Annotated in this window: 20 protein-coding genes; 8 read left to right on the top strand and 12 right to left on the bottom strand. The window is 62.4% G+C overall.

The window, feature by feature from the left end:
- Both HX786_RS30765 and lpxO read left to right on the top strand, forming a co-directional pair.
- Nucleotides 1–1,221, top strand: a 1,221-nt coding sequence (locus HX786_RS30765) for a GNVR domain-containing protein (protein WP_256735347.1), incomplete at its 5' end; no start/stop codon positions are given.
- A 262-nt stretch (nt 1,222–1,483) separates the two neighbouring features.
- Nucleotides 1,484–2,383, top strand: coding sequence for a lipid A hydroxylase LpxO (lpxO, locus tag HX786_RS30770; protein WP_008436177.1), 900 nt, complete (start codon nt 1,484–1,486; stop codon nt 2,381–2,383).
- An 18-nt stretch (nt 2,384–2,401) separates the two neighbouring features.
- On the opposite strand, the gene ligD is transcribed toward lpxO, so the two are convergent.
- Both ligD and HX786_RS30780 read right to left on the bottom strand, forming a co-directional pair.
- Entirely contained in the window at nt 2,402–4,900 is a 2,499-nt protein-coding gene (gene ligD, locus HX786_RS30775) for a DNA ligase D (RefSeq protein ID WP_178913044.1), read from the bottom strand.
- 11 nt (nt 4,901–4,911) lie between these two features.
- Nucleotides 4,912–5,760: a Ku protein gene (locus HX786_RS30780; RefSeq protein WP_003218456.1), complete on the bottom strand. Its 849-nt coding sequence runs from the start codon at nt 5,758–5,760 to the stop codon at nt 4,912–4,914.
- Between the two features lie 196 nt (nt 5,761–5,956).
- Here HX786_RS30780 and HX786_RS30785 point away from each other — a divergent pair, with 196 nt between their 5' ends.
- The gene (locus HX786_RS30785) at nt 5,957–6,277 is read left to right on the top strand and encodes a hypothetical protein (protein WP_008436188.1); all 321 of its coding nucleotides are present in this window, start codon (nt 5,957–5,959) and stop codon (nt 6,275–6,277) included.
- Nucleotides 6,278–6,307: 30 nt separating this feature from the next.
- On the top strand, nt 6,308–7,468 hold the full coding sequence (locus tag HX786_RS30790; RefSeq protein WP_008436189.1) for a PQQ-dependent sugar dehydrogenase: 1,161 nt from the start codon (nt 6,308–6,310) through the stop codon (nt 7,466–7,468).
- A 126-nt stretch (nt 7,469–7,594) separates the two neighbouring features.
- On the opposite strand, the gene HX786_RS30795 is transcribed toward HX786_RS30790, so the two are convergent.
- Complete coding sequence (locus HX786_RS30795) at nt 7,595–8,074, bottom strand: nuclear transport factor 2 family protein (RefSeq protein ID WP_087692671.1); 480 nt, start codon at nt 8,072–8,074, stop codon at nt 7,595–7,597.
- 32 nt (nt 8,075–8,106) lie between these two features.
- Nucleotides 8,107–8,658 carry a TetR/AcrR family transcriptional regulator gene (locus HX786_RS30800; protein WP_178913045.1) on the bottom strand — a complete coding sequence of 184 codons (552 nt, stop codon included), beginning with the start codon at nt 8,656–8,658 and terminating at the stop codon, nt 8,107–8,109.
- Between the two features lie 125 nt (nt 8,659–8,783).
- On the opposite strand from HX786_RS30800, the gene pssA reads away from it, so the two are divergent.
- Nucleotides 8,784–10,127 carry a CDP-diacylglycerol--serine O-phosphatidyltransferase gene (pssA, locus tag HX786_RS30805; protein ID WP_003218446.1) on the top strand — a complete coding sequence of 448 codons (1,344 nt, stop codon included), beginning with the start codon at nt 8,784–8,786 and terminating at the stop codon, nt 10,125–10,127.
- Nucleotides 10,128–10,145: 18 nt separating this feature from the next.
- On the opposite strand, the gene HX786_RS30810 is transcribed toward pssA, so the two are convergent.
- The 8 genes from HX786_RS30810 to HX786_RS30845 all read right to left on the bottom strand — a co-directional run bounded on the left by HX786_RS30810 (nt 10,146) and on the right by HX786_RS30845 (nt 19,024).
- Nucleotides 10,146–10,589, bottom strand: coding sequence for a hypothetical protein (locus HX786_RS30810; RefSeq protein ID WP_008436193.1), 444 nt, complete (start codon nt 10,587–10,589; stop codon nt 10,146–10,148).
- A 107-nt stretch (nt 10,590–10,696) separates the two neighbouring features.
- Nucleotides 10,697–11,917 (bottom strand): MFS transporter, encoded by a 1,221-nt coding sequence (locus tag HX786_RS30815; protein ID WP_003218442.1) that lies wholly within the window; start codon nt 11,915–11,917, stop codon nt 10,697–10,699.
- 3 nt (nt 11,918–11,920) lie between these two features.
- The gene (locus HX786_RS30820; protein ID WP_003218440.1) at nt 11,921–12,700 is read right to left on the bottom strand and encodes an ABC transporter ATP-binding protein; all 780 of its coding nucleotides are present in this window, start codon (nt 12,698–12,700) and stop codon (nt 11,921–11,923) included.
- Nucleotides 12,701–12,726: 26 nt separating this feature from the next.
- Nucleotides 12,727–13,794 (bottom strand): iron ABC transporter permease, encoded by a 1,068-nt coding sequence (locus tag HX786_RS30825; RefSeq protein WP_023658859.1) that lies wholly within the window; start codon nt 13,792–13,794, stop codon nt 12,727–12,729.
- A complete protein-coding gene (locus HX786_RS30830; protein ID WP_003218435.1) occupies nt 13,791–14,906 on the bottom strand; it encodes an ABC transporter substrate-binding protein in 1,116 nt (371 codons plus the stop codon). The genes HX786_RS30825 and HX786_RS30830 overlap by 4 nt, the downstream gene beginning before the upstream one ends.
- Nucleotides 14,903–15,733, bottom strand: coding sequence for a PepSY domain-containing protein (locus HX786_RS30835; protein WP_008436204.1), 831 nt, complete (start codon nt 15,731–15,733; stop codon nt 14,903–14,905). Before HX786_RS30835 ends, HX786_RS30830 begins: the two co-directional genes overlap by 4 nt.
- Before the next feature lie 26 nt (nt 15,734–15,759).
- A complete protein-coding gene (locus HX786_RS30840; protein WP_003218431.1) occupies nt 15,760–17,988 on the bottom strand; it encodes a TonB-dependent siderophore receptor in 2,229 nt (742 codons plus the stop codon).
- Nucleotides 17,989–18,121: 133 nt separating this feature from the next.
- Nucleotides 18,122–19,024: an AraC family transcriptional regulator gene (locus tag HX786_RS30845; RefSeq protein WP_003218429.1), complete on the bottom strand. Its 903-nt coding sequence runs from the start codon at nt 19,022–19,024 to the stop codon at nt 18,122–18,124.
- Nucleotides 19,025–19,376: 352 nt separating this feature from the next.
- On the opposite strand from HX786_RS30845, the gene HX786_RS30850 reads away from it, so the two are divergent.
- From HX786_RS30850 to HX786_RS30860, 3 genes are all read left to right on the top strand, one after another.
- The gene (locus HX786_RS30850) at nt 19,377–21,029 is read left to right on the top strand and encodes a (2,3-dihydroxybenzoyl)adenylate synthase (RefSeq protein WP_003218428.1); all 1,653 of its coding nucleotides are present in this window, start codon (nt 19,377–19,379) and stop codon (nt 21,027–21,029) included.
- Entirely contained in the window at nt 21,022–22,770 is a 1,749-nt protein-coding gene (locus HX786_RS30855) for an ABC transporter ATP-binding protein (protein WP_003218426.1), read from the top strand. The genes HX786_RS30850 and HX786_RS30855 overlap by 8 nt, the downstream gene beginning before the upstream one ends.
- A partial coding sequence (locus HX786_RS30860; RefSeq protein ID WP_256735348.1) for an ABC transporter transmembrane domain-containing protein occupies nt 22,767–23,299 on the top strand: 533 nt, incomplete at its 3' end. The genes HX786_RS30855 and HX786_RS30860, both read left to right, overlap by 4 nt.

Below are 23,299 nucleotides of genomic sequence, written 5' to 3' on the forward strand. Positions count from 1 at the left end.
GTGCTGGGGGCGGGCTACGCTTTTCTGGCCCCGCGGGAGTATCAGGTCAGCAGTGTGCTGCGCCCGGCTGCCATCAATGAGCTGGATGCTCTGAACCGCTCCGAAGTCTATAAGTTGCCGCCGGCCGACGCCCTGAACAAAGTGGGGGCGCAACTGGACTCATACGAAGCGCGCCTGGGGTTTTTCAAGTCCCATGAGGACCTGTTCAAGGCGTTCCAGAAAACCGGGCAAAGCCTCGAGCAGAGTTTTGAAGAATTCAATCGAAACTCCATCAACCTGAGCCTGCCCGATCCCAAGAAGTCCGACTCCCTGAGCAGCTATATCAAGCTTGAGCTGGAATACCCGGCAGACATCGACGGGGTAGCGATTCTCAACGGCTTTGTAGACTACGCAATTGATTCGGAACGTGCCCAGGTCGGTGCTGACCTTAAAGTGATCGTCAATAACCGCTTGAACGAACTCAAGGGCAAAATCGACGCGGCGCGCTCCAATTACGAAACCGACAAGGAATCGAAGATTGCCAAGCTGCTTGAAGCCGACAGGCTCAAACGGGCCAAGCTGGAGGACGAACTGGGTGCCCTGCGCTTACAGATGAAAATGGAACGCACGGACCGGCTGGCAGAGCTGGCGGAGGCCATTTCCATCGCCAAGTCGATGGGCATCAAGACCCCGACCACTCCTTCTTCCATGGCAGATGCCTCGCGTAGCGGCTCGAATCAAGTAATGCGCACCGAGGTCAACAACCAGAAAATCCCGCTGTACTTCCTCGGTACAGAGGCGCTTGAGGCGGAACGTGCCGCGTTGCAGGCGCGTACCAGCGACGACTTTACCAACAGCCGCATTGCACAGATTGGCAAAGAGTTGCAGATGCTGGAGGTCAACCGTGAAGTGGAGGTGCTGAAAAATCGCGGGAATGAAGACATTTTCTTGCAGGATGTTGAACCGTTACGAGCGGAAGTCGCGCGTTTGCGAGGCCTGAATATCGACATGAGTGGCCTCAAGCTGGTAACCATTGACCGTCGTGCCCAAGAGCCGCTGAGCCCGATCAAGCCCAAGAAAGCCCTGGTTATGATACTGAGCCTGCTGGCAGGGTTGACCGTGGGTGTACTGATTGCGCTGGGCCGCCATCTGCTGGCACGACGCGAAGCCGTACCCTACTCGGAGTTGGATGAATATCGGCTTTCTCTGCGTACACGCAAGGATGACGAACCGAAAAGCTGACGCCTTCAGCAGCGGGCAGGCCGCCCGGCAAGCCCGCTGCTGCTGTTCCTGGCACACTCACTGGACACCTTTTCACAAATCTTGATTAACCTTTGGTTACAAAGTGTGGCTAAAATAGCTGCCAATGGCCACGACCGGATTGTCACCCAGCCGTTCGTGTTGCCGGTTTTGTGAATTGTGATTTCAGGTGCTGCATCTTCAATCCTCGGCCGTTGTGGGCACGCGGGAGCAGCCTGTTCTCTTCTGACTTGTGACGAATACCTTGAAACTCATCATTGTTGCTCTCTACGTTGCCTCTATTGCGTATGTCCACCTGCGTGGCCGGGTGCGCCACAAGCTGGGGCGCCAGCTCAGCGATCACTCGACCTTCCTGGCTCCGGTGAACTGCTTTCTCTACCTCTTTTCCAAACTGCCCAGCCGACCGTACCTGTCCCCCAGCGACTTTCCCGACCTGAGCCCGCTTCAGGAGCATTGGCAAGAGATCCGCGAGGAAGGCCAGAACCTGCTGCGCGCAGGCGAGATCAAGCGCTCCGACCAGTACAATGACGTGGGTTTCAATTCGTTCTTCAAGTCGGGCTGGAAGCGTTTCTATTTGAAGTGGTACGGCGACAGCCATCCTTCGGCAATGAAGCTGTGCCCGCGCACCACCGAGCTGGTGCAAAGCATCGGCTCGATCAAGGCCGCGATGTTTGCCGAGCTGCCACCGGGCTCAAAGCTGGTACGCCATCGTGACCCGTATGCCGGTTCCTACCGTTACCACCTGGGCCTGGACACGCCCAACTCCCCGGGCTGCTACATCAACGTGGACGGTGAAAACTACTACTGGCGCGATGGTGAGCCGGTGATGTTTGACGAGACCTTCATCCACTACGCCGAAAACACCACCGAGCAGAACCGGATCATTCTGTTCTGCGATATCGAACGCCCGATGAAGTACCGCTGGGCGGCCGCGTTCAACCGTTGGTTCAGCCGCAACGTGATGGCTGCGGCCGGTTCGCCCAACGATGCCGGTGACAAGACCGGCGGCCTGAACCGTGCGTTTACCCGCCTGTACAAGATTCGCCTGCGGGGCAAGGAGTTGAAGAAACGCAACCGCACCCGTTACTACCTGGAAAAGTGGGCGATCTTTGCCGGCCTGGCCGCGATCTTCATCCTCATCTGAACCGGGCAGCGGAGCGCATCAGCCTGGCGGATGCGCCCCCAGCTTCTCCCACATCTTCTTGCTGATCTTCTGCCGATTGGCATAACCCGCCCACGGGTCCTTTTTCAAACCCTGCAAACGCTCGTGCAGGTTAGCCACCGTCCATTGTTGGGCGCTGTGCAAACTCTTCAACTCATCACGACTCACCGGTACCGATACCGGCAGGCCGGGCCGCGCCCGCACCGAGTAGGCGGCTACCGTGCTGGCGCCCCGGGCGTTGCGCAGGTAGTCGATGAAGATCTTGCCCACGCGATTCTTCGGGCCCGAAGTCGCGGTAAAGCGTTCAGGCAACTGCAGCGTCATGAACTGGGCGATGGCCTTGGCGAAGGCCTTTACCGAGTCCCAGCCGTCGCGGCGCGCCAGCGGCACCACCAGGTGCAGGCCTTTGCCGCCGCTGGTCTTGACGAACGCTTCAAGCCCCAGTTCATCGAGTACCGACAAGGTCAGTTGCGCCGCTTCAAGCATGCTTTTCCACGGCAGTGCCGGGTCCGGGTCGAGGTCGAGCACAAACAGGTCCGGGGTTTCAATCTTGTCAGCGGTAGCGCCCCAGGTATGCAACTCGACGGTACCCATCTGCACGGCACCGATGAGCGCGGCCGGGCTGTCGATTTCCATCAGCCGCGCATGGCCCGGGTCCAGGGCCTGGTCCAGTTGCTTGATATTCGGGATCGCCAGGCGCTCGGAGTGCTTCTGGAAAAACTGTTCGCCGGCAATGCCTTCCGGTGCCCTGAGCAAGGACACCGGCCGGTTGCGCAGAAAGGGCAGGAGCCATTCGCTGATGCCCTCATAGAACTGTGCCAGTTGCAGTTTCTGTGTAGCGCTCTGGACATCGATGACTCGGTCCGGATGGGTAATCCTGACCCCAGCCACGGCGCCGGTGCCCGCCGTCTTTTTGCGGGGTTTTTCCTTCAGCGATTTGGCCGTCCGCGGCTGCTCATGCACAATCTGCTCCGCCGGCTTGTCGGTGCGCAGCCCGACAAACGCCGCCTGGCGCACCACACCTTCGCAGGTCCATTCGGCAAATTGCACTTCGCCCACCAGCTGCGGCTCGACCCAGTGCACGCCGCGTGCCTGGGCACTGGTCAGGGGCTTGGCCAGCGGTGAAGTCTGGCGTTCCAGCGCCTTCAACTGTGCACTGATCTTTTTCAGCGCGGCCTGATCGAATCCGGTACCTACGCGCCCGGCATACACCAGGTCGCTGTCATCATTGACCGCCAGCAACAGCGCGCCAAACCCGCTGCGCGAACCTTGCGGGCGGGTGAACCCTACGATCACGAATTCCTGGCGCAGCCGGCACTTGAGCTTGATCCAGTCCGGGCTGCGCCTGGAAACGTAGGGGCTGCCGGCACGTTTGCCGATCACGCCCTCCAGCGCCAGGTCGCAGGCGCTTTCGAAGATATCCCGCTGGTTGGCAGCAAAGGACTCGGAGAAGCGCAGCAGCTTGCTCTTGCTGCGGCTAACCGCGTCCTTCAGTGCGGTGCGGCGCTCTTCGACAGCGGCTTCGCGCTGGTCGCGGCCGTCCAGGAACGGCGCATCGAACAGGTAATAGACAATGTCCAGGCTGCGGCCGATATCAAAAGCGTTCTGCAGCGCCTGGAAATCCGGCAGCCCGTCGGCGTTCAGGCTGACCACCTCACCGTCAAGCCAACTGTCCTTGAGCTTCAGGGCTTCCAGGGCCTTGGCCTGGCGTGGCAGGCGATCGGTCCAGTCATGGCCATTGCGGGTGAACAGCCGAACTTCGCCATCGCGAATCCGCGCGAGGATGCGATAGCCGTCGAATTTGATCTCATACACCCAATCGCCTTCCGGTGCACGGTCCACCAGTGTCGCCAGCTGTGGCGCGAGTTGATCGGGCAGGTCGGTTGAGGGCTTGCGCCTGGCTTTCTTCGGCGCTGCGGGCTTTTTCGCAGCCCCCACCGTTGTGTCGCTCAGCACGCTTTTCGGTTCAGCCTGGACCACATCGTAGTCAGCCACCGGGCGTGCCTGCTGATCGTTCTCCTTGATCAACAACCATTGCTCCTTGTCGCCGCTGCCCTTGAGTCGGGTGCGCACCAGCGTCCAGTCGCCTGCCAGTTTTTCGCCGATCAGGCTGAACTTCAGCTTGCCGGCCGCGTAGGCCTTGTGCGGGTCATCGTGGGGCTGCCATACACCGCGATCCCACACGATCACATCGCCAGCGCCGTATTGGCCTGCCGGAATGCTGCCCTCGAAACTGCCGTAGCCCAATGGATGATCTTCCACATGCACCGCGAGGCGCTTCTGGCTCGGGTCGAGGCTTGGGCCCTTGGGCACCGCCCAGCTTTTGAGGACGCCGTCGAGCTCCAGGCGAAAGTCATAATGCAGGTTGCGCGCATCGTGCTTTTGAATCACGAACGACAGGGCATGCGCCCGGTTCCTGGCGCGAGGCGCACTGCCGGCGGGTTCGGCGGTCACGTCGAAGTCGCGCTTGGCGTTGTATTCACTCAGGGGCTTGGCCATGGCGGTCTACCTCATGAAGCCTTGCTGGTCTTTTTCGCGGCAGGTTTCTTGGCTGCAGCCTTGGTCGCGGGCTTGCCGGCCAGGCTGCGCTTGAGCAACTCCGTCAGGTCGATCACGTCCGCAGATTTGCGCTCATCCACACCTTCACTGGATTCCACGTCTTCGATCTTGCCGGCCTTGGCCTTCTTCGCCACCAGCGCCATGATCTTTTCCTGGAAGCTGTCGCGGTATTCGTCCGGCTGCCAGTCGGCACTCATGTCTTCCACCAGACGCTTGGCCATGTCGAGTTCGCCCTTGGCCAATGTCGGTTTGGTCACGTCGCTGCCCAATTCCAACTCGTCCAGGCCACGCACTTCGGCAGGCCAGCGCAGCATCACCAGCACCAGCGCCGACTCCAGCGGCATCAGTGCCGCCAGGTGCTGCTTGGTGTGCAGCACCACGTTGGCCAGGGCGACCTTGCGGGTTTTCTTCAGGGTTTCGCGCAGCAGGGCATACACCTTGCCGCCGCGCTTGTCGGGGGCCAGGAAGTAGGGCGTGTCGATGTTCTGCAACGGGATCTGGTCGCTGGCCACAAACGCGATGATTTCGATGGTCTGGGTGGACTTGGGGTGGGCCGAGCGGATTTCGTCTTCGCTGAGGATCACGTAGCGACCTTTCTCGTAGGCCACGCCCTTGACGATATTCTCCTTGGTGACTTCCTTGCCGGTGGTCTTGTTGATGCGCTTGTAACCCACCGGGTCCATGCTGCGTTTGTCCAGCCAGTCGAAGTCGACGCCCTGGGAGGACGTGGCCGAGACCAGTGACACGGGGATGTGCACCAAGCCAAAACTGATTGCGCCTTTCCAGATAGCCCGTGGCATGTCGGTATTCCTGAAGTGTGTGGTCTTCAGGTGACAGGGCGGATTCGGCAAAAGTTTCCCTGGCCAGCCGGCTGGCACCAGGGTTTCAGACAGATCGTGTTACACCTGATGAGAAACTATTTAGTTACCAAAGCCGAACCCAAGGCGTAGCGTGTTATCGAAAGCACGTATTACTTGCGCCCAGAGAGGCTTTGTCATGAACACCCGTTTGCGCAACCTTGCCGTATTGGCGTTGGGCCTGGCCTTGAGTTCGTTGGCACAGGCGCAAAACCTGCCCGGCACCAGCAACAACCCCTACAACGGCCCCATCCACCAGGCCAATCCCAACAGCATGCAGGGCACCCAGCCCAACGCGCCGGCAGCGCGAGGCACCTATATTCCGCCGGCACAGAGGCCGCCGACCCTGCAAAACGGCGGTATCGGCAACAGCGTCCAGCGCCGTGACGGCGCGCAGACCCCGCCGGCTATCCAGCCCAAGGCTCCCACCCGTGACGCCAATGGCAATCGCGGCGATTGAGTGTGTAAAGACGACAAGGAAACCCACCGTATGCTGTTACGCAAAACCCTTCTAGCGACCTTCTGCGCCGCTGCCTTGCTGCCCCTGGCGCTGCCTGTCTCGGCGGCCGCCACCCAACAGTTTCCCAGCGAGCAAGGGAGTATCACCGTCACCCCGATTGCCAAGGGCCTCGATCACCCGTGGGCGGTGGCGTTCCTGCCGGACAAGCAAGGCTTCCTGGTCACCGAACGTCCCGGCAACCTGCGGTTTGTCAGCCCGGACGGCAAACTGTCCGCGCCCCTGAGTGGCGTGCCGAAGGTGTTTGCCAAAGGGCAGGGCGGCCTGCTGGACGTGGTGCTGTCGCCGGACTTCAAGGAGGACCGCCTGGTGTACCTGTCCTACGCCGAGGGCGGCGGCACTAATGGCACCGCAGGCACCGCAGTCGGGCGTGGGCGCTTGAGCGATGACCTGAGCGGCCTGCAAGACTTCAAGGTGATCCTGCGTCAGGAGCCCAAGCTGTCCACGGGCAACCACTTCGGCTCGCGGCTGGTGTTTGACCGCGATGGTTACCTGTTTGTGACCCTTGGGGAAAACAACGACCGGCCCACCGCCCAGGACCTCGACAAGCTGCAAGGCAAAGTGGTGCGGATCTTCCCGGATGGTCGTATACCGGAAGACAACCCCTTTGTCGGCCAGGAAGGCGTGAGGCCGGAAATCTGGTCCTACGGCCAGCGTAACCCCCAGGGTGCGGCACTCAACCCGTGGAGCGGCACACTCTGGGAAAACGAACACGGCCCGCGCGGCGGGGATGAGATCAATATCATTGAACGAGGGAAAAACTACGGCTGGCCGCTGGCGACCCATGGCATCAACTATTCCCTGACGCCGATTCCCGAGGCCAAGGGCAAGACCGCCGAAGGCACAGTGCCGCCGCACCATGTCTGGGAGAAATCCCCCGGCGTGAGTGGCATGGCGTTCTACGACGCCGACCGGTTCAAGGCCTGGCAGCACAACGTGTTTATCGGGGCATTGGTCAGCCAGGAGTTGATTCGCTTGCAGTTCGATGGGGACAAGGTCATCCACGAAGAGCGACTGCTGGGCGGCCTGAAAGCGCGGATCCGCGATGTGCGCCAGGGCCCGGATGGTTACCTGTATGTGCTCACGGATGAAGATAACGGCGTGTTGTATCGGGTGGGCCTTAACCAGGACTGACGGATACGGCAAATACCAATGTGGGAGCGGGCTTGCTCGCGAAAGCGATGGGTCAGTCGCTGGAGATGTTGGCTGAGCCATTGCCTTCGCGAGCAAGCCCGCTCCCACAGTTGTGTAGCGTCGAGCCTACAACCCAAGCTCCGACAACCCCGGATGCTCATCCGGACGCCGCCCCAGCGGCCAGTGGAACTTGCGCTCGCTTTCCTTGATCGGCATGTCGTTGATGCAGGCAAACCGGTTCGCCATCAAGCCGTTCTCGTCAAACTCCCAGTTCTCGTTGCCGTAGGAGCGGAACCAGTTGCCGGAGTCGTCATGCCATTCATAGGCATAGCGCACCGCAATGCGGTTGCCGGTAAACGCCCACAACTCCTTGATCAACCGATAATCCAGCTCTCTGGCCCATTTGCGGGTCAGGAAGGCCTTGGCCTCTTCGCGGTTGTGGGCGAACTCGGCGCGGTTGCGCCATTGGGTATCCAGGGTATAGGCCAGGGATACCCGTTGCGGGTCCCGGGAGTTCCAGCCGTCTTCGGCCAGGCGAACTTTTTCAATCGCCGACTCACGGGTAAACGGCGGCAACGGCGGGCGTATTTCTGCGTTGGATGACATGGGACGGCTCCTTAACAGGTTTAAAAGTCAGGTCAAAGTTGCAATAGGGTTCGCGCCATGGATTGCGCATTATCGGCAGCGGTGGTGTCGCCCATCACCAGGGCAACGGTAATGGCGCCATCAATCAGGATCAGCAGGTGCGCGGCCTGGCGTTCCGGGTCGGGGGTGCCATGTGCTTGACACAGTTCGAGGGCGTACTCGAACAGTTTCTGTTTATGGGCCTTGGCCAGTTGGCGCACCGGGTTGTGCGGGTCGCCGGTCTCGCCGCTGGTGTTGATGAAGGCGCAGCCGCGAAAGTCATCGGAGCCGAACCAGGTTTTCAACGCGCTGAACACACCCAGCAGGCGCTCGCCTGTGGTGGCGTGGTGTTCAACTTCGTTGCGCAGCCACTGCATCCAGCGCTCGTCGCGGCGTTGCAGGGCGGCAATCACCAGTTCGTCCTTGTTGGCGAAGTAGCGGTAGACGCTCTTTCTGGAGACGCCGGCGGTTTTCACCAGAAGATCCATGCCGGTGGCAGCGATGCCATTTCGGTAGATCAACTTTTCGGTAACGTCGAGGATAATGTCGCGAGTGATATCGTTCATGGAGATTACAGTAGAACGATCGTTCTCCTTGGTCAATTAATTATTTTTAACCCTGGGCGGGAAGACCTGAGCCAGCCCATGGTGTAAGCTCTGGAGTCCTTCGGATTCGACCCATTGCGAGCCCTATGCCGTCGTTATTCAAACGCTCCCTGTTGCCCAAGCTGCGCGGTTTTCCCCTCACGCCCGACGCGATCGAGGTGCTGTCCGGCGCCGCCGAGTACCGCCGTTGCCTGCTGGAGAAAATTTCCCAGGCCACCCAGCGCATCTACATCGTAGCGTTGTACCTGCAGCAGGATGAGGCGGGGCAAGAGATCTACGACGCGTTGCACGCTGCCAAGGCCGCCCGGCCCGGGCTGGATATCGTGGTGGTGGTCGACTCGCTGCGGGCCCAGCGTGGTTTGATCGGCGCCGGCAAGCAGCCGGGCAACAGCGCCTGGTACCAGGCCATGACTGAGTCCCACAGCACCGAAGTGCCGGTGTATGGGGTGCCGGTGCAAACCCGCGAACTGTTCGGCGTGCTGCACCTCAAGGGCTTCGTGATCGATGACAGCGTGCTGTACAGCGGCGCCAGCCTGAATAACGTGTACCTGCACAAGTTCGACAAGTACCGCTATGACCGTTATCACCTGATCCACAACAAGGCGCTGGCCGACTCGATGCAGCACCTGGTGGAGCACGGCCTGGTGGCCGCCAAGGCGGTGCATCGCCTGGACCTGCCCAACCCGCCGACCACCCGCAGCCTGCGCAACGACATCGGCGACCTGCGCAGCCGCCTGAAACACGCGGTGTATGACACCACGGCGGGGCAGTTGCCCAACGGCAGCCTGACGGTCAGTCCGTTGCTGGGCGTGTGCAAGAACAACCCCCTGAGCCGGGTGATCTGCGAGCTGATTGCCAGCGCCCAGCACCAGCTGACTATCTGTACGCCGTACTTCAACCTGCCGCTGCCGGTGACCCGGGAAATCAACCGCGCCCTGGCCCGCGGGGTGAAGATTGACATCATTGTTGGCGACAAGACTGCCAACGACTTCTACATCCCGCCGAGCGAGCCGTTCAAGGTCATCGCCGCGCTACCGTATCTCTACGAAATAAGCCTGCGTCGCTTCGCCAAGCGTCACCAGCGCATGATCGACAGCGGCCAGCTGAACCTGCACCTGTGGCGCGACGGCGACAACACCTACCACCTCAAGGGCATGTGGGTCGACCAGCGCTACACCTTGCTGACCGGCAATAACATCAACCCGCGGGCGTTTCGCCTCGACCTGGAAAACGCCTTGCTGATCGATGATCCGAAGGGGGAGTGGGTAGGGCCACGGCGCACCGAGCTTGCCGAGATTTTCCAGCACACCTCGCGTATTGAGCGCTACCAGCAGCTGGAAACCCTCGTGGAGTACCCGGCGGCAGTCGGCAAGTTCTTGCGCCGGGTCAGCCGGGTGCGGATCGAGCGTTTGCTGTATCGGATTTTGTAGGGCCCGTGACCTTGCAGGTTAATCCGGAATCGACCTGACAAGAATGTTGTCCAAGTCGTAGCGATGGGGTTCGCTGCCTGCACTTCTTGACCAGAGTCTGATTGAGATTGGGTGAGTGCCTCCGTCCTCTTTCACGTACGGAAGAGGGACAGTCAGGCGCGTCCAGCCGGGAGACGGTGGATGTGGCCCGTATGCTTGCTCCAAGCCTCCCGCCAACACGATGATGTCCGTTTCCGATAGGGTCCGGTATTCAAAGATCACTGTGTATTCAGTGCCCTTTATGAATGAGTAGGACTTGGAGATACCCATCTCATGAACCGCATCGGATGCATTGGTGAGGTAGAACTCGTGATCGTTCCCAGGCGTCCGTGGCTCAAGCTTTGCGGTGTCTGGGCGGTCCGGGTGCCAGCCATTCCAATTTCTGTCAGTAAATGTCGTCAAGTCATTCAGGTCGTCGCTCATGGTGCTTGTCTCCAGAAAAGGTAGGTGGCCTCAGCTAATGCTGTGGCCACGCGCTTTATCAGAGGCTTTTCAGGGATGGACGTCTACTGTCAGAAATAACAGGTAGCTCAACCTGGGGTGTTACCTGGTTGCCGTGCCGCCGGCCAGCACGCGATCAATAGCAGCAGCGCCGCCGCCACCAAGTAGGGCAGGCGAGGTTCGATCGCGTAGATCAAGGTCCCGGCCAACGGCCCGACCACCACGCCCAGGCCTTGGGCCGCACCCACCGAACCTGCCGTGGCGCCTTGCTCCGACGCATCCACCGCATTCGCCGCCAGCGCCGCGAAAGACGGGAAGATCCAGCCCATGCCGGCCGCGGACACAAAAAAGCACAGCCACAGGATCCAGGCCGTATCAGCGAACATGCTGCCGGCAAATCCCAGGGCTGACACCACCGCACCGATGCGAATCATCCGCAGCGGCGGCCACTCCAGTTTGCGCACTACCAGTTGCGAACAGATCAACGCCAGCCCGACCATGGTCAGGGCGATACCGGCAGTTTGTGCCGCATCGGCCGGGTTCATCTTTAAGCGATCCAACGCGAAAAAACCCACGGTTATCTGCGCGATCGACACACACAGCATCGCGACAAACGCCACCACCAACGGTCGACGCAGGCGTGGGTCCGAGAGGTTGACCGGCTTGGGCGGCTGCTTGAGGTGCAGCTCCTGGCGCGGCAATTTGGCCAGCAGCAACAAGAATCCCAACAGCGGTAACACCGCCATCGCATAAAACGGCAGGCTCAGGCTGTGACGCGCCAACAGCGCAGCAATCGCCGGGCCCAGCACCAGGCCGCAGGCGTTGGCGGCGCCCAGGGAAGCCATGGCCTTGGCGCGGTGCTCAGGCTCAATGTTGTCGGCCACCAGCGCATAGCCGCCCACCGGTATCGCAGCGTAGAACACGCCGATCAGGCCACGACCCAGAATCAGCCCGATAAACGCCAACATGGCCGATGGCAGCAGTTGCAGGGACGCATCGATAAACACGCACAGCGCCCAGTAGGCCAGGGTGAAACCACCGGTGCCCAGCAGCAGCACACGGCGCCGGCCCAGTCGGTCACTGGCCTGGCCCCATGGACGAGCCAGAAGCATCCAGATCACCCCGGACACGGTGACCGCCGCACCTGCCTGCCAGGTGGCCAGGCCAAGCACCCGAGCGATCGGGCCAATCAGCGAGACAAATGCCATCATCGCCATGGTGCAGGCCATGTTGGCCAACAGCAGCGGCCTCAGGTTGAATGGGCGGTCAGTGTGCAAAGTCGCGAGTGCAGCGTCTTGGGAGCTGTTCATCGGTTATCCAAGGGCAGGAGAAAAGGGCAGTCGTGCATCCACCATCACCAGCGGGCGGCCATGCACCTGTTCCAGGCGGCCACTCACACCATAGACGTTTTTCAGCAACGCCTGATTGATCACCACTTGCGGTGGCCCGGCAGCGGCCAACTGACCGTTGTGCAACACCACCACCTGATCACTGAAGCCCAGGGCGAGGTTGATGTCGTGCACCACCACCAGGGTGATCAGGTTGCGTTCGCGGGTGGCCTGGGTGATGGCTTCCACCACCTGGCACTGGTGATACAGGTCCAGGGCGCTGGTGGGTTCGTCCAGCAGCAACACCCGAGGCTGGCGCACCAGGGCCTGGGCCAGGCCCACCAGTTGGCGCTGGCCACCGGAAAGTGCATCGATCGGGCGGTCGGCGAGGGCGGTCAGGTCGAGGTCGGCGAGGATTTTTTCCACGCCCTTGAGCACCGTCGGGCTCGGCCGCCCAGGCGCAAAACCCGCGCCGCGATGGCCGGCCATGGCCGCACTCAGTACCGCTTCGAAGGCGCACAGGCGCGTACGCTCCGGCAGGCTCTGAGGCAGGTACACCACTTGTTGCGCGCGCTCGACTTGCGGCAGGCGATTGAGATCGACACCCTCCAGCCAGATCTGGCCGTGCGCCTTGTGCAGTCCGGCGATGCCACGCAACAAGGTCGACTTGCCGGCAGCGTTGGGGCCGATCAGCGCGGTGATGGTGCCGGGCAGCAACGCCGGCAGATGAATGTCCTGCAGCACGCTGCGACTGCCGTAGTGCATGCTCAATGCTTGTGTGCTTAATCCGGTCACAGAGCACCTCGGCGGTTACGCATCACAATCGCCATGAAAAACGGAATTCCCACCAGTGCGGTGACAATCCCCACCGGAATCAACACGCCGGGCATCAATGCCTTGCTGGCAATCGACGCCATCGACAGGATCAAGCCACCGCTGAGCACGCTCGCTGGCAGGAACAAGCGGTGATCTTCACCCACCAACAGCCGCGCGATATGCGGAGCAATCAGCCCGATAAAACCGATAGTGCCGACAAACGAAACCGCCAGCGCCGACAGCAGGCTGATGCGCAGCAACGACAGCACCCGCAGGCGGCCGACATCAATCCCGAAACTGCGGGCGCGTTCCTCGCCCAGGGTCAGGGCAGTCAACGCCCAACTCTGACGCAGGGAAAACGGCAGGCACAGCAGCAACGCCGCAGCGAGGATCGCGAGCTTTTCCCAGGACGCCCGGGCCAGGCTGCCCAGGGTCCAGAACACCAGTTGCTGAAGGCTGTCCTGGCTCGCCACAAACTGCAGCAGTGCCACCAGCGCATTGAACGCAAACACCAGGGCAATCCCGAACAGCACCAGGCTCTCCACACCAAACCCACGCCAGCGTGCCAACAGATACAGCAATGCCACCGATGCCAGTGCGAACAGAAAGGCGTTGGCCGAAATCAGGTACTGCGCCGGCACGCCAGGAATGCCCATCCCGAGCACAATGGCCAGGGCTGCACCGAAGGCGGCGGCGGCGGAAACGCCGAGGGTGAACGGGCTGGCCAGCGGGTTATCCAGCACCGTCTGCATTTCGGCGCCGGCCAGGGCCAGTGCCGCGCCCACCAGTACCGCCATCAACGCGTAAGGCAGGCGCACATTCCATACGATCACCGCCTCCACCCGCGGCATCGAAGCCGGGTCCCACAGCACTTGCAACAGGCGCGTCAGGCTCATGCCGGAAGGCCCGGTGGTGATGTCCACCGCCAGGGAAACCACCAATGCCAACGCCAGCGCCGACAACAGCAATACCCGTCGTCCATGGCGGTGGCGATAGCGCTCACCTGCGCCATCGGCGCTCGCACAGGCTTGCACCTGCGTCACGGCACAAGGCTCGTGGTGAATACGCCGCTGGCCGGAATTGGCATAAAGCGCCGGTACAATTCGGCTCGGGTCTGTTCCGGATCCAGGTCGGCGAACAACTCAGGATGCAGCCACTTGGCCAGGGCCTGCACTGCGATCAAGTGTTCCGGCGAGTCATAGAAAATATGCCAGAGGCCATGCACGTTGCCTTCACGTACCGCCCGCAGTTCATTCAGCGGCGCGCGCTGGGACACTTGCTTGAGGCTGTCGTTGGCCTGCTGCGGCGTGGCCGAATAGCCGAGGGTCACACCGCCCTGGCCGTGGCCGAATACGCCGGTGGCGACGTACACATCCGGATCGCTGGACAGAATGTATTCGACGTTCAATGTGCCGATCGGGCCGGGAATGCGCCCGTCGGCGATGTTCCGGCCACCCGCGAGCTTGATCATTTCCCCGAAGTTGCCGGTGCCCGGCGAACCGCAGCAATCCTGCAGGCCGGCGAGCATGTCGATGAAGATCTTCGGCCGTTTTACCGTCCCGGCCTTGGCCAGGGTATCGGTGACCTTGGCCAGCGAGGCCTGGTAAAACGCGATGTAGTCCTCGGCTTGTTGATTACGGTCCAGAGCCTTGCCCAGCAGGCGCATGCTCGGCACCGTGTTGCTCAGCGGATGGTCGCTGAAGTCGACGAAAATCACCGCCACGCCGGCCGCTTCCAGCTGCTTGACCGCCTCGCTGTCGGGGCTCGGGCCATGGCCGCCGCTCAAGGCCATGATCGCCAGGTCCGGGTGTACCGCCAGGGCCTTTTCCACACTGAAGGTTTCGGCGGAGGTGCCGCCTACCAACGGTACGTTGTCGGCTTCGGGAAAGTGCTTCTGGAACGCGGCGTAACCCTGCACGTCCAGGCCGCGAAAATCCCCTTGCCAGCCGGCGATGCGGGTAAACGGGTTCTTGCCTTCAAGGAGCGACAGCGAGTAGATCATCCGGCCTTCACCCAGCAGGATATGCGAGACCTTGTCCGGTACGTCGACCTTGCGCCCCGCCAGGTCGGTGACGGTGTGGGCGCAGGCCAGGCCGCTCATTAACAGGCCAAGACCGAGCAGCAGGCCGCGTTGCAACAACAGAGGGTGTTTCATGAACAATTTCCTTGAACAGTTGGGCGCACGTGGCGGACGCGTTTGCGCCACCACAACAACAGCCCGGTGAGATAGAGCAGCGGCAATGCCAGGCCGCAAAGAAAGGCCAGGGCCGCGCCGGGCAACCCGAGCAACAGGTGGCCGTGGGCGGCGGAGAACAGCGGTTTGATCGCGGCGGGGTTGGCGAAGAACCAGTCGGGCCGGGCCAGCCAGGCGCCGCTGCCGGCAATCACCGCCAACGGCAGGCACAGCCAGGCGGCTGCGACGTTGTGCCATTCCCGCAGGCGGCGCAGGCCCTGGCTGCCCGGGCGCAAGCTGGCGGCTTTCCACCAGCTGCGCCGCCCCGGCCACCACAGGTACAGGCCGCTGCCCACCGAGCCCAGCAGCACCAGGCCACAGGCAAACAGGGCGACGGCGCCAATGGGCGGCGGCAACAGCAGTGCCCGGTGCAGCGCCACCAGCTTCGCCAGCCACAGGTCATCGAACACAAAAAATGCCCGTGGCTCGGCACTGTAGGGATCGATCATCGCAATGCCGATGCCGGGCCGATCCTCCAGGGCTCCGAAGACGATCGCGTTGTCCGATTCCAGGAAACCCTGGCGCGGTTTTGCGGCGCCAAAGACTTTCTGAAATTGCGGGTAGGCACCCAGTGCCGCGCTGATCCACTGCGCGTCATCCAGCAGTGCGCCGTGTTCAACCGGAGCCAGGTCCAAGGCCTGGCTGCCGACCTCCCAGCGCAGGATCGGCCCCTTGAGTTCCAGCAGCGCACCGCTCAAGCCAATCAGCGCCAGCAGCAGGCCGACGCTCAGCGCCAGCCATCGATGCACACGAAGCCACCACCCACGCATGGCAGTTACCAGCGATAGCGCAGGCTGGCGATGACACTGCGGTCATACCCGGCACTGCAGCTGGAGAGGGAGCAGCCTTCGTAATAGTGCTTGTCGGTCAGGTTGGTGGCATTCACCGCCAGGCGCAGGCCCTTGGCCGCCGGGATCAGCTTGTCGAAATCGTAGTGCACCGCCGCGTCGAGCAAGGTGTAGGAGGGCACGCTCACAGTGTTGGCAGCATCGGCCTCGGTGGAACCGATATAGCGTACGCCGACGCCAAATCCGAGCCCGGTGAGCGGGCCAAAGGGCAGGGTGTAGTCAGCCCACAACGACGCCATTTTTTCCGGGGTGTCGGTGGGGCGGTTGCCTTTTTCCAGCGGGTTGTTGCTCTTGCTGACTTCGGCGTCGTTGTAGGTCAGGGTTGCCAGCAGGTCCAGGCCCTTGGCGAGGCTGGCCTTGCCTTCCAGCTCCACGCCGCGCACGTTGACCTCACCGGTCTGCACGCTGTTCAGCGGGTTGCTCGGGTCGGTGGTCTTGACGTTCTGCTGGGTCAGGTCGAACAGCGACAGGGTGATGTAGCTGTCGATCCCGGGCGGCTGGTACTTGATGCCGACTTCCGACTGCTTGGCGGTGCTCGGTTTGAAGCTGGTGCCGTAGAAATCAGTGCCGAGCACCGGGTCGAACGAGGTGGCGTAGCTGATGTACGGCGACAGGCCGTTGTCGGCCAGGTAAACGAGGCCTGCACGGTAGGTGAACTTGTTGTCGTCCTGCTTCTGCCCGGTGTCGGTCAGGCGGTTGTCGGTGCGCGCACTCGAATGATCCTGGCGACCGCCGACGGTCAGTACCCAACGGTCGTTGAACGTCATCTGCTGCTGGGCGTAGAGCCCGGTCTGGTCGGCGCGCTGCAAGGTGCTGGCGAACGGGGTGTTCGGCGCGAACACACCCCCGTGCACCGGGTTGTAGATGTCGATCGACGATGCCGCGCCGCCGTTGAGGTAATAGTCTTCACGGGTGCGCCGGTAATCGACCCCCAGCAGCGACACCATCTGCACCTCGCCAAGGTTCCAGCGGGCCTGGGCATTGTTGTCCAGGGAGTACACGTCGCCGACGATGCGGAAGCGGTAGGCCGACCGGTTCAAGGTGCGCAGGTCCGGCGCCAGGGACATGCCGCTGGCGGTGTTGGTCAGCAGGTTGACGTGGCCATAACGTGCGCTGGAATTCAGGCTCCACACATCGTTGATCCGGTGCTCCAACAGGTAGCCCAGCGAGTATTGCGTGCGGCCGTTGTCCAGGCCGGGTTCGTCGAGAAAGACGTTGTGTTTGACCTTGCCATTCGGGTTCGGCTTGAGCGTGCCCACCGTCGGCAGGAACACCCGGGGCGCGCCGAATTCATCCTCCGAGTAATCGGCCAGTACGGTCAGGCTGGTGTCGTCGTTCGGCCGCCAGGTAAACGACGGCGCGATGAAGGTTTTGTCGTCCTTGATGTGATCGAACTGGGTGCCGCTGCTGCGCTCCAGGCCCACCAGCCGATAGAGGAATTGCCTCTGGTCATCCAGTGGCCCGCTGAAGTCGAACTGGCCCTGGGCGCGGTCGAAACTGCCGCCCTGGAGCTGCACTTCATGGAACGACTGGTCCAGTGGCCGCTTGCTGATCTGGTTGACCACACCGCCCGGTGCGTTCTGGCCGAACAACACCGAGGCCGGGCCCTTGAGCACGTCGATGCGTTCCAGGCCATAGGCTTCGGCTTTTGGCCAGGCCTGGGTGGTGGTGCCACGTAAGCCGTCGCGCAACATGCCGGTGCTGGTCACGTCGAAGCCGCGAATCGAGAGGTTGTCGAAGCGCTGGCTGGCGGCGGTAGTGTTGGCCTGCACGCCGGCCGTGTAGCGCAACGCTTCGCTCACCGATTGCACTTGCTGCGCGTCCATCTGGTCGCGGGTCACTACGGAGATCGACTGGGGGATTTCATTGAGCGCGGTGTCGGTCTTGGTCCCGCTGAGGCTACGCTTGGCCACGTAGCCGGCCTGTTGTCCGGTGGGGCTGTCGGCTTGGGTCCCGGTGACCACGCTGCTGTCGAGCACCAGGGCGTGATCGGTGTCCGCCTCGGCGGCCTGCACAAGGTTCATCTGGGTCAGCGACAGGCCCAGGGCAACGCCATGGATCAGGGTTGCCAAGGGCTTGCGACTGGTTTTCAAGTGCGGGACTGCGGTATCGATTGGCAAACCTGGGGTGTCTCGGTACAGAACGCGGGTGCCCATGCTTCACTCCATGATGAGGTGTTCAATGCGAATGCAAACGTATCTCATCCAGGCGTTGTGACGCAGGGCTATTGCTTTGGGTCGAGCGATCATTTCTTTCGTTTGCGGGGCAGGGCGGAACTTTCACAACCCGTCAGCGCAACGCCTTGGGCGAAACCCCGAAACGCTTGCGAAACGCCGTGGAGAAATGCGCCGGGCTGTAACCCACGCGGTACGCGGCGCTGGACACATTGGTCTCACCGCTGGCGAGCAGGCGATAGGCTTCGGCCAGGCGCTGTTCCTGCAAGTACACATAGACACTGGTGCCGAATACCTGACGAAAGCCCGCGGTCAATTTGCGCGGGTTGAGGCCGACTGCGCGAGACAGCTCGGCCAATGACGGCGAAGCCTGCAACGAACCGAGCAACAGGTCGCGGGCGGCATGAATGCGTTCGATGTCCGCTGAGTTGCAATGGGCGTCCTGCACCGGGCGCGACTCGGTTTGCGCGAGAATTCCCTCCACCCCCAGCGCTGTCAGCTCCAGGGCCTTGCCGCCCAGATAGAAGGAGCGGGCAGGGCCCTGCAACGGGCAGGTGAAAATCTGTTGGGCAAGGGCGAGCAACGGTTTGCTCGCGGGCTGGCAGAACATCATCGGCCCGCCGCCGCGTTTATCCAGCAGGCGCTCAGGCTCAAGGCCGACGCTGCGGATCGACGGGAAATCCAGCTGCACGGTGGTGTAGCGCACCGGCACACCACTGGCGAACAGGTGATCGCCACAATGTTCACCCTGGTTGGCCACGGCGCACAGGGTCGGCCCGCGAATCTCCACTTCCTGCTGGCCTTCGACCCGGCAATTGAGCTGGCCGCTGAGCACCAGGATGATCTTCAAACCTTGCCACAGCGGCTCTTGCATCCACATCTGGCTGTCCATCAACACAGTCCCGGCGGACAGGGTGATTTCCGGCACGACGGTGGCGGCACCCGTGTTCAAAGTGTTGGGAAAATTGAGGGTGAAATCCCTTTGGGTCGGTAGCGGCGCAGCGTGTGGGCTGAGCATGGCGGACTCCCTGTGAACCGGAAAAGAGGGGCATACGCTAGCAGGAAATTTCTTACCTGTAATTAAGAATGATTATCCTTTAGCCGAAAGCCCGGACCACGCCTCATCGCTGCAGGCCGCAGAAACTCACGCTGTAGCGCAATCAAAAGAAAAAGCCGCGCAAACGAATGTCCTGCCGGTTGCCGTGCTGCGGCTTTTGACTATTAATAATCACTCTCATTTCCGCAGCCCTTGGCGACTCATGGATGAACCGCTCAATGACCCATTCTCCCTAGCCCTTTTCACCCTTGCCCCGCAGGCCTTTTGTTCACGGCATCGGCCCCTTATTGCCGAAAAAAACTCTGGAGACCCCATGACTATCATTGACGACTGCCCCGATTGGCCCGAAGCGTTTGCCCAACGCTATCGCGACGCAGGCTATTGGCGCGACGAGACCTTTGGCGACCTGCTGCGCAACGCCGCCCGCACCTTTGGCGAGCGTGAAGCGATCACCGATGGAACGCTGCGGGTGAGCTATCGCCAACTGGATCAACGGGTCGATCAACTGGCCGGCGGGTTCTCCCGGCTGGGGTTGGTGGCAGGGGACAACGTGGTGGTGCAACTGCCGAACTGCGTGGGTTTTGTCGAAGTGTGCTTCGCCCTGTATCGCCTCGGCGTACGGCCAATCTTTGCGTTACCGGCCCATCGTCATCTGGAAATCGGCCGCTTCTGCGAGTTTGCCCAGGCCAGGGCATACCTCTGCGCTGACGTCACGGCAGGTTTTGATTATCGGGGCATGGCCCGTGGCTTGAAGGCGGCCCATGGCGACCTTGCGTGGGTGATCGTGGCCGGTGAGGCTGAAGAATTCATCGCGCTCGAAGACCTTTATCTGGACGACCCGCAGCCAACCTTTTCTGCGCCGCCCGCGGATGCCGTCGCGTGTTTCCAGTTGTCCGGTGGCTCCACCGGCGTGCCGAAACTGATCCCGCGTCGCCACAATGAATACCTCTACAACGTGCGGACCAGCGCCGAACGTTGCGGCCTGACCGACGCCACGGTGTACCTCGCCGCGCTGCCCATGGCCCATAACTTTCCCATGTGCTGCCCGGGGTTCATGGGCACCTTGCTGATGGGCGGCCGTGTGGTGCTGAGCGGCTCGCCAAGCGCCGAAACCTGCTTCGCCCTGATCGAGCATGAACGCGTGACCCATACCGCGCTGGTGCCGCCACTGGTGCTGGTCTGGCTGGATGCCGCCCAGGCGCGCGGGCAGGGCCTGCCAGGATTGCAACTGCTGCAAGTCGGCGGCGCCAAACTGAGCTTCGAGGCTGCCCGCCGCGTGGAACCCACCCTCGGCTGCCGCTTGCAGCAAGTGTTCGGCATGGCCGAGGGGCTGATTTGCTATACCGACCCCAACGACCCACCGCAACGAGTCCTGCACACCCAGGGCAAACCCATGTCCCCGGGCGACGAAATCCGGGTGGTGGACGACAACGAACAGGACGTGATACAGGGCCAGGTCGGCCAATTGCTGACCCGTGGTCCGTACACGATTCGCGGTTACTACCGCCACCCTGCGCACAACGCCCAGGCGTTTACCACTGACGGTTTCTACCGCACCGGCGACCGGGTAATGCTCACCGACGACGGCTACCTGATGGTCGAAGGTCGCGACAAGGACGTGATCAACCGTGGCGGCGAAAAGATCGCCGCCGAAGAAGTCGAAAACCTCCTGCTCAGCCATCCTGCCGTCGCCGATGTGGCCTTGGTGGCGATGCCGGACGCCTACCTCGGCGAACGCACCTGCGCCTTCGTGATTCCCCGTGGCACGGCACCGCGCCCGCCGGAACTGCTGCGCCATCTGCGTGAGCAAGGGTTGGCGGCCTTCAAGCTGCCGGACCGCTTCGAATTTATCCCCGGTTTCCCGCAAACCGGCGTGGGCAAGGTCAGCCGCAAGCACCTGCGGGAGGCTATCCAGCAGCTGTATTTCGGGGCAAAACAACCTGAGGGAAGCGCCGCCCGTGGCTGATCAAGACTCGCTGCGTGAACTGCTCGCGCCTGTACGTGGCCGGTTGATCTGCGCCATGCTGCTGCAAGCCCTGGCGACCCTGATCGGCCTGCTGCCGTTGATCGCGGTGGCGGAGTTGGCGCCGTCGTTGCTGGACGGAAAACTCGATCTGCACGATGGGTTCTGGTGGTTGTTGGCCGGTGCGGGCGCTTTGCTGTTGCGCATGCTCGGGCTGGCTGCCGCCTTGCAGATGACCCACCTGGCCGACAGCGACCTGCAACGCCAGGTTCGCCAACGGCTGGCCGCGCATTTGGCGCGGGTTCCGCTGGCTTGGTTCAGCGCCCGTGGTGGGCAAAAAGTCGACCGTGTTTTGCTCGACGACGTAGGTGCGCTGCATCAACTGGTGGCGCACTTGCCAAACAACCTCGCCGCCGCATTGGTGGCGCCCCTGGCGTGCCTGTTGTACCTGCTGACGGTAAGTGTGCCGATGACCGTTGTGGTGCTGCTGCCTCCAGCGCTGGCGCTGTGGCGACTGCGAGCCTTGCGCTCCCAGGCTTATCGGGATGACCAGAAGGCACTGGGCGCCGCGCTGGGCAACCTGTCCCTGGCCACCCAGCAGTTTGTGCAGAGCATCGCCATGGTCAAGTCATTCGGCCGGGCCGATCGGGTGCAGTCAAAGTTCTTCGGTGCGGTGGAACGTTTCGCCAGTTTCTTTTCCTGCTGGGCCCAACGCTGGGCCGGGCTTGGGGCGAGTGTCGAGGTGCTGCTTTCGCCGTTGCTGGTGCTGGCCCTGGTGCTGTTGGGCGGTGCGTCGCTGGTGGCTGGCGGTTGGCTGATGCCGGTGCAACTGCTGCCGTTCCTGCTGCTGGGGCCGGCCCTGGCAGCGCCGGTCGCGGCCGTCGGGCATGGTGCGGATGCACTGGTGCAGGGCCGCATGGCCGCCAGCCGTATCGCCACCGTGCTCAACAGCGCGACGTTGACGCAACCTCGCGAATCCCGCGAGCCCAAGGGCCGCCAGGTGAGCTTTGAAGGCGTGGACTTTCGCTACCCCGACGGCACGCAGGTGCTGCATGACATTGACCTGGATCTACCGCCCGGCACGCTGACCGCATTGGTGGGCGACTCGGGCGCCGGCAAATCCACCCTGGCCACTTTGCTTGCGCGCTTTGCCGATGTGAGTGCCGGGGCGATCCGCATCGGCGACGTCGACCTGCGGGACATGCACAGCGCCACCTTGTATCGCCAGGTCGCCTTTGTGTTCCAGGATGTGCGCCTGCTGCGCACCAGCGTCCTCGACAACCTGCGCCTGGCGCGCCCCGACGCCACGCAAATCGAGGTGGAAGCCGCCGCCCGGGCCGCGCAGATTCACCAGCGCATCCTCGCGCTGCCCCAGGGGTATCACACCGTCCTCGGAGCCGGCGTGCAACTGTCCGGCGGTGAAGTGCAACGCCTGGGCATTGCCCGGGCGATGCTCAGTGAAGCGCCGATCCTGATTCTCGATGAAGCCACCGCCGCCAGTGATCCTGAATCCGAAGCCGCGATCCAGCAGGCGCTGTCTCGCCTGGCCCGTGCCCGCACGGTGCTGGTAATCGCCCACCGCTTGAGCAGCATCCAGGACGCCGACCAGATCGTCGTGCTGCAAGGCGGGCGGATTGTCGAGCGCGGTACGCATCACGGCTTGCTGGACCAGCAGGGCACTTACGCCGGGCTGTGGGCCGCTGAGCAGTTTTCGGCGGCCGCACTGAAGAGGGCACGGGCATGATTCGCGCGCTGTTACGCAGCCTGCAACCCCGTGAAGCCGGCTTGTTGCGGCGTGCGCTGATGGCGATGGCGTTGAGTGCGTTGGCCCAGGGCGCAGCGTTGGCGTTGTTGCCGATGGCCTTTGCCCAGTGGTTCGGCAACACCACGCCTTGGGCCTGGGCCATCGGTTTCACCGGCATGGCCTTGTTGTGCCTCTGGCTGCGCCGGTATGCCCAGCTGGCGGGCTATCGCGCCGGTGCCGAAGCAGCCCAGGCGTTGAACCGACGCATTGGTGACAAGCTGGTGCAACTGCCGCTGGAATGGTTTGTGGAGCGGCGCAGCGCTGAACTGAATCGCCTGGTGACTCACACCGTGCTGCAAATCATGAGCACCCCGGCGCACCTTTTGCAGCCAATGGCCAATGCGCTGTTGACGCCTTTGGCACTCCTGCTGGCGCTGTTTTTCTACGACCGCTCCATGGCGTTGGCGGCACTGGCCGCGTTGCCGTTGCTGGTGCTGGTGTACCACTGGGGCGTGCGCTGGGGCGGGCA

The organism is Pseudomonas sp. 21615526 (assembly GCF_013386245.1).
Lineage (GTDB): Bacteria > Pseudomonadota > Gammaproteobacteria > Pseudomonadales > Pseudomonadaceae > Aquipseudomonas.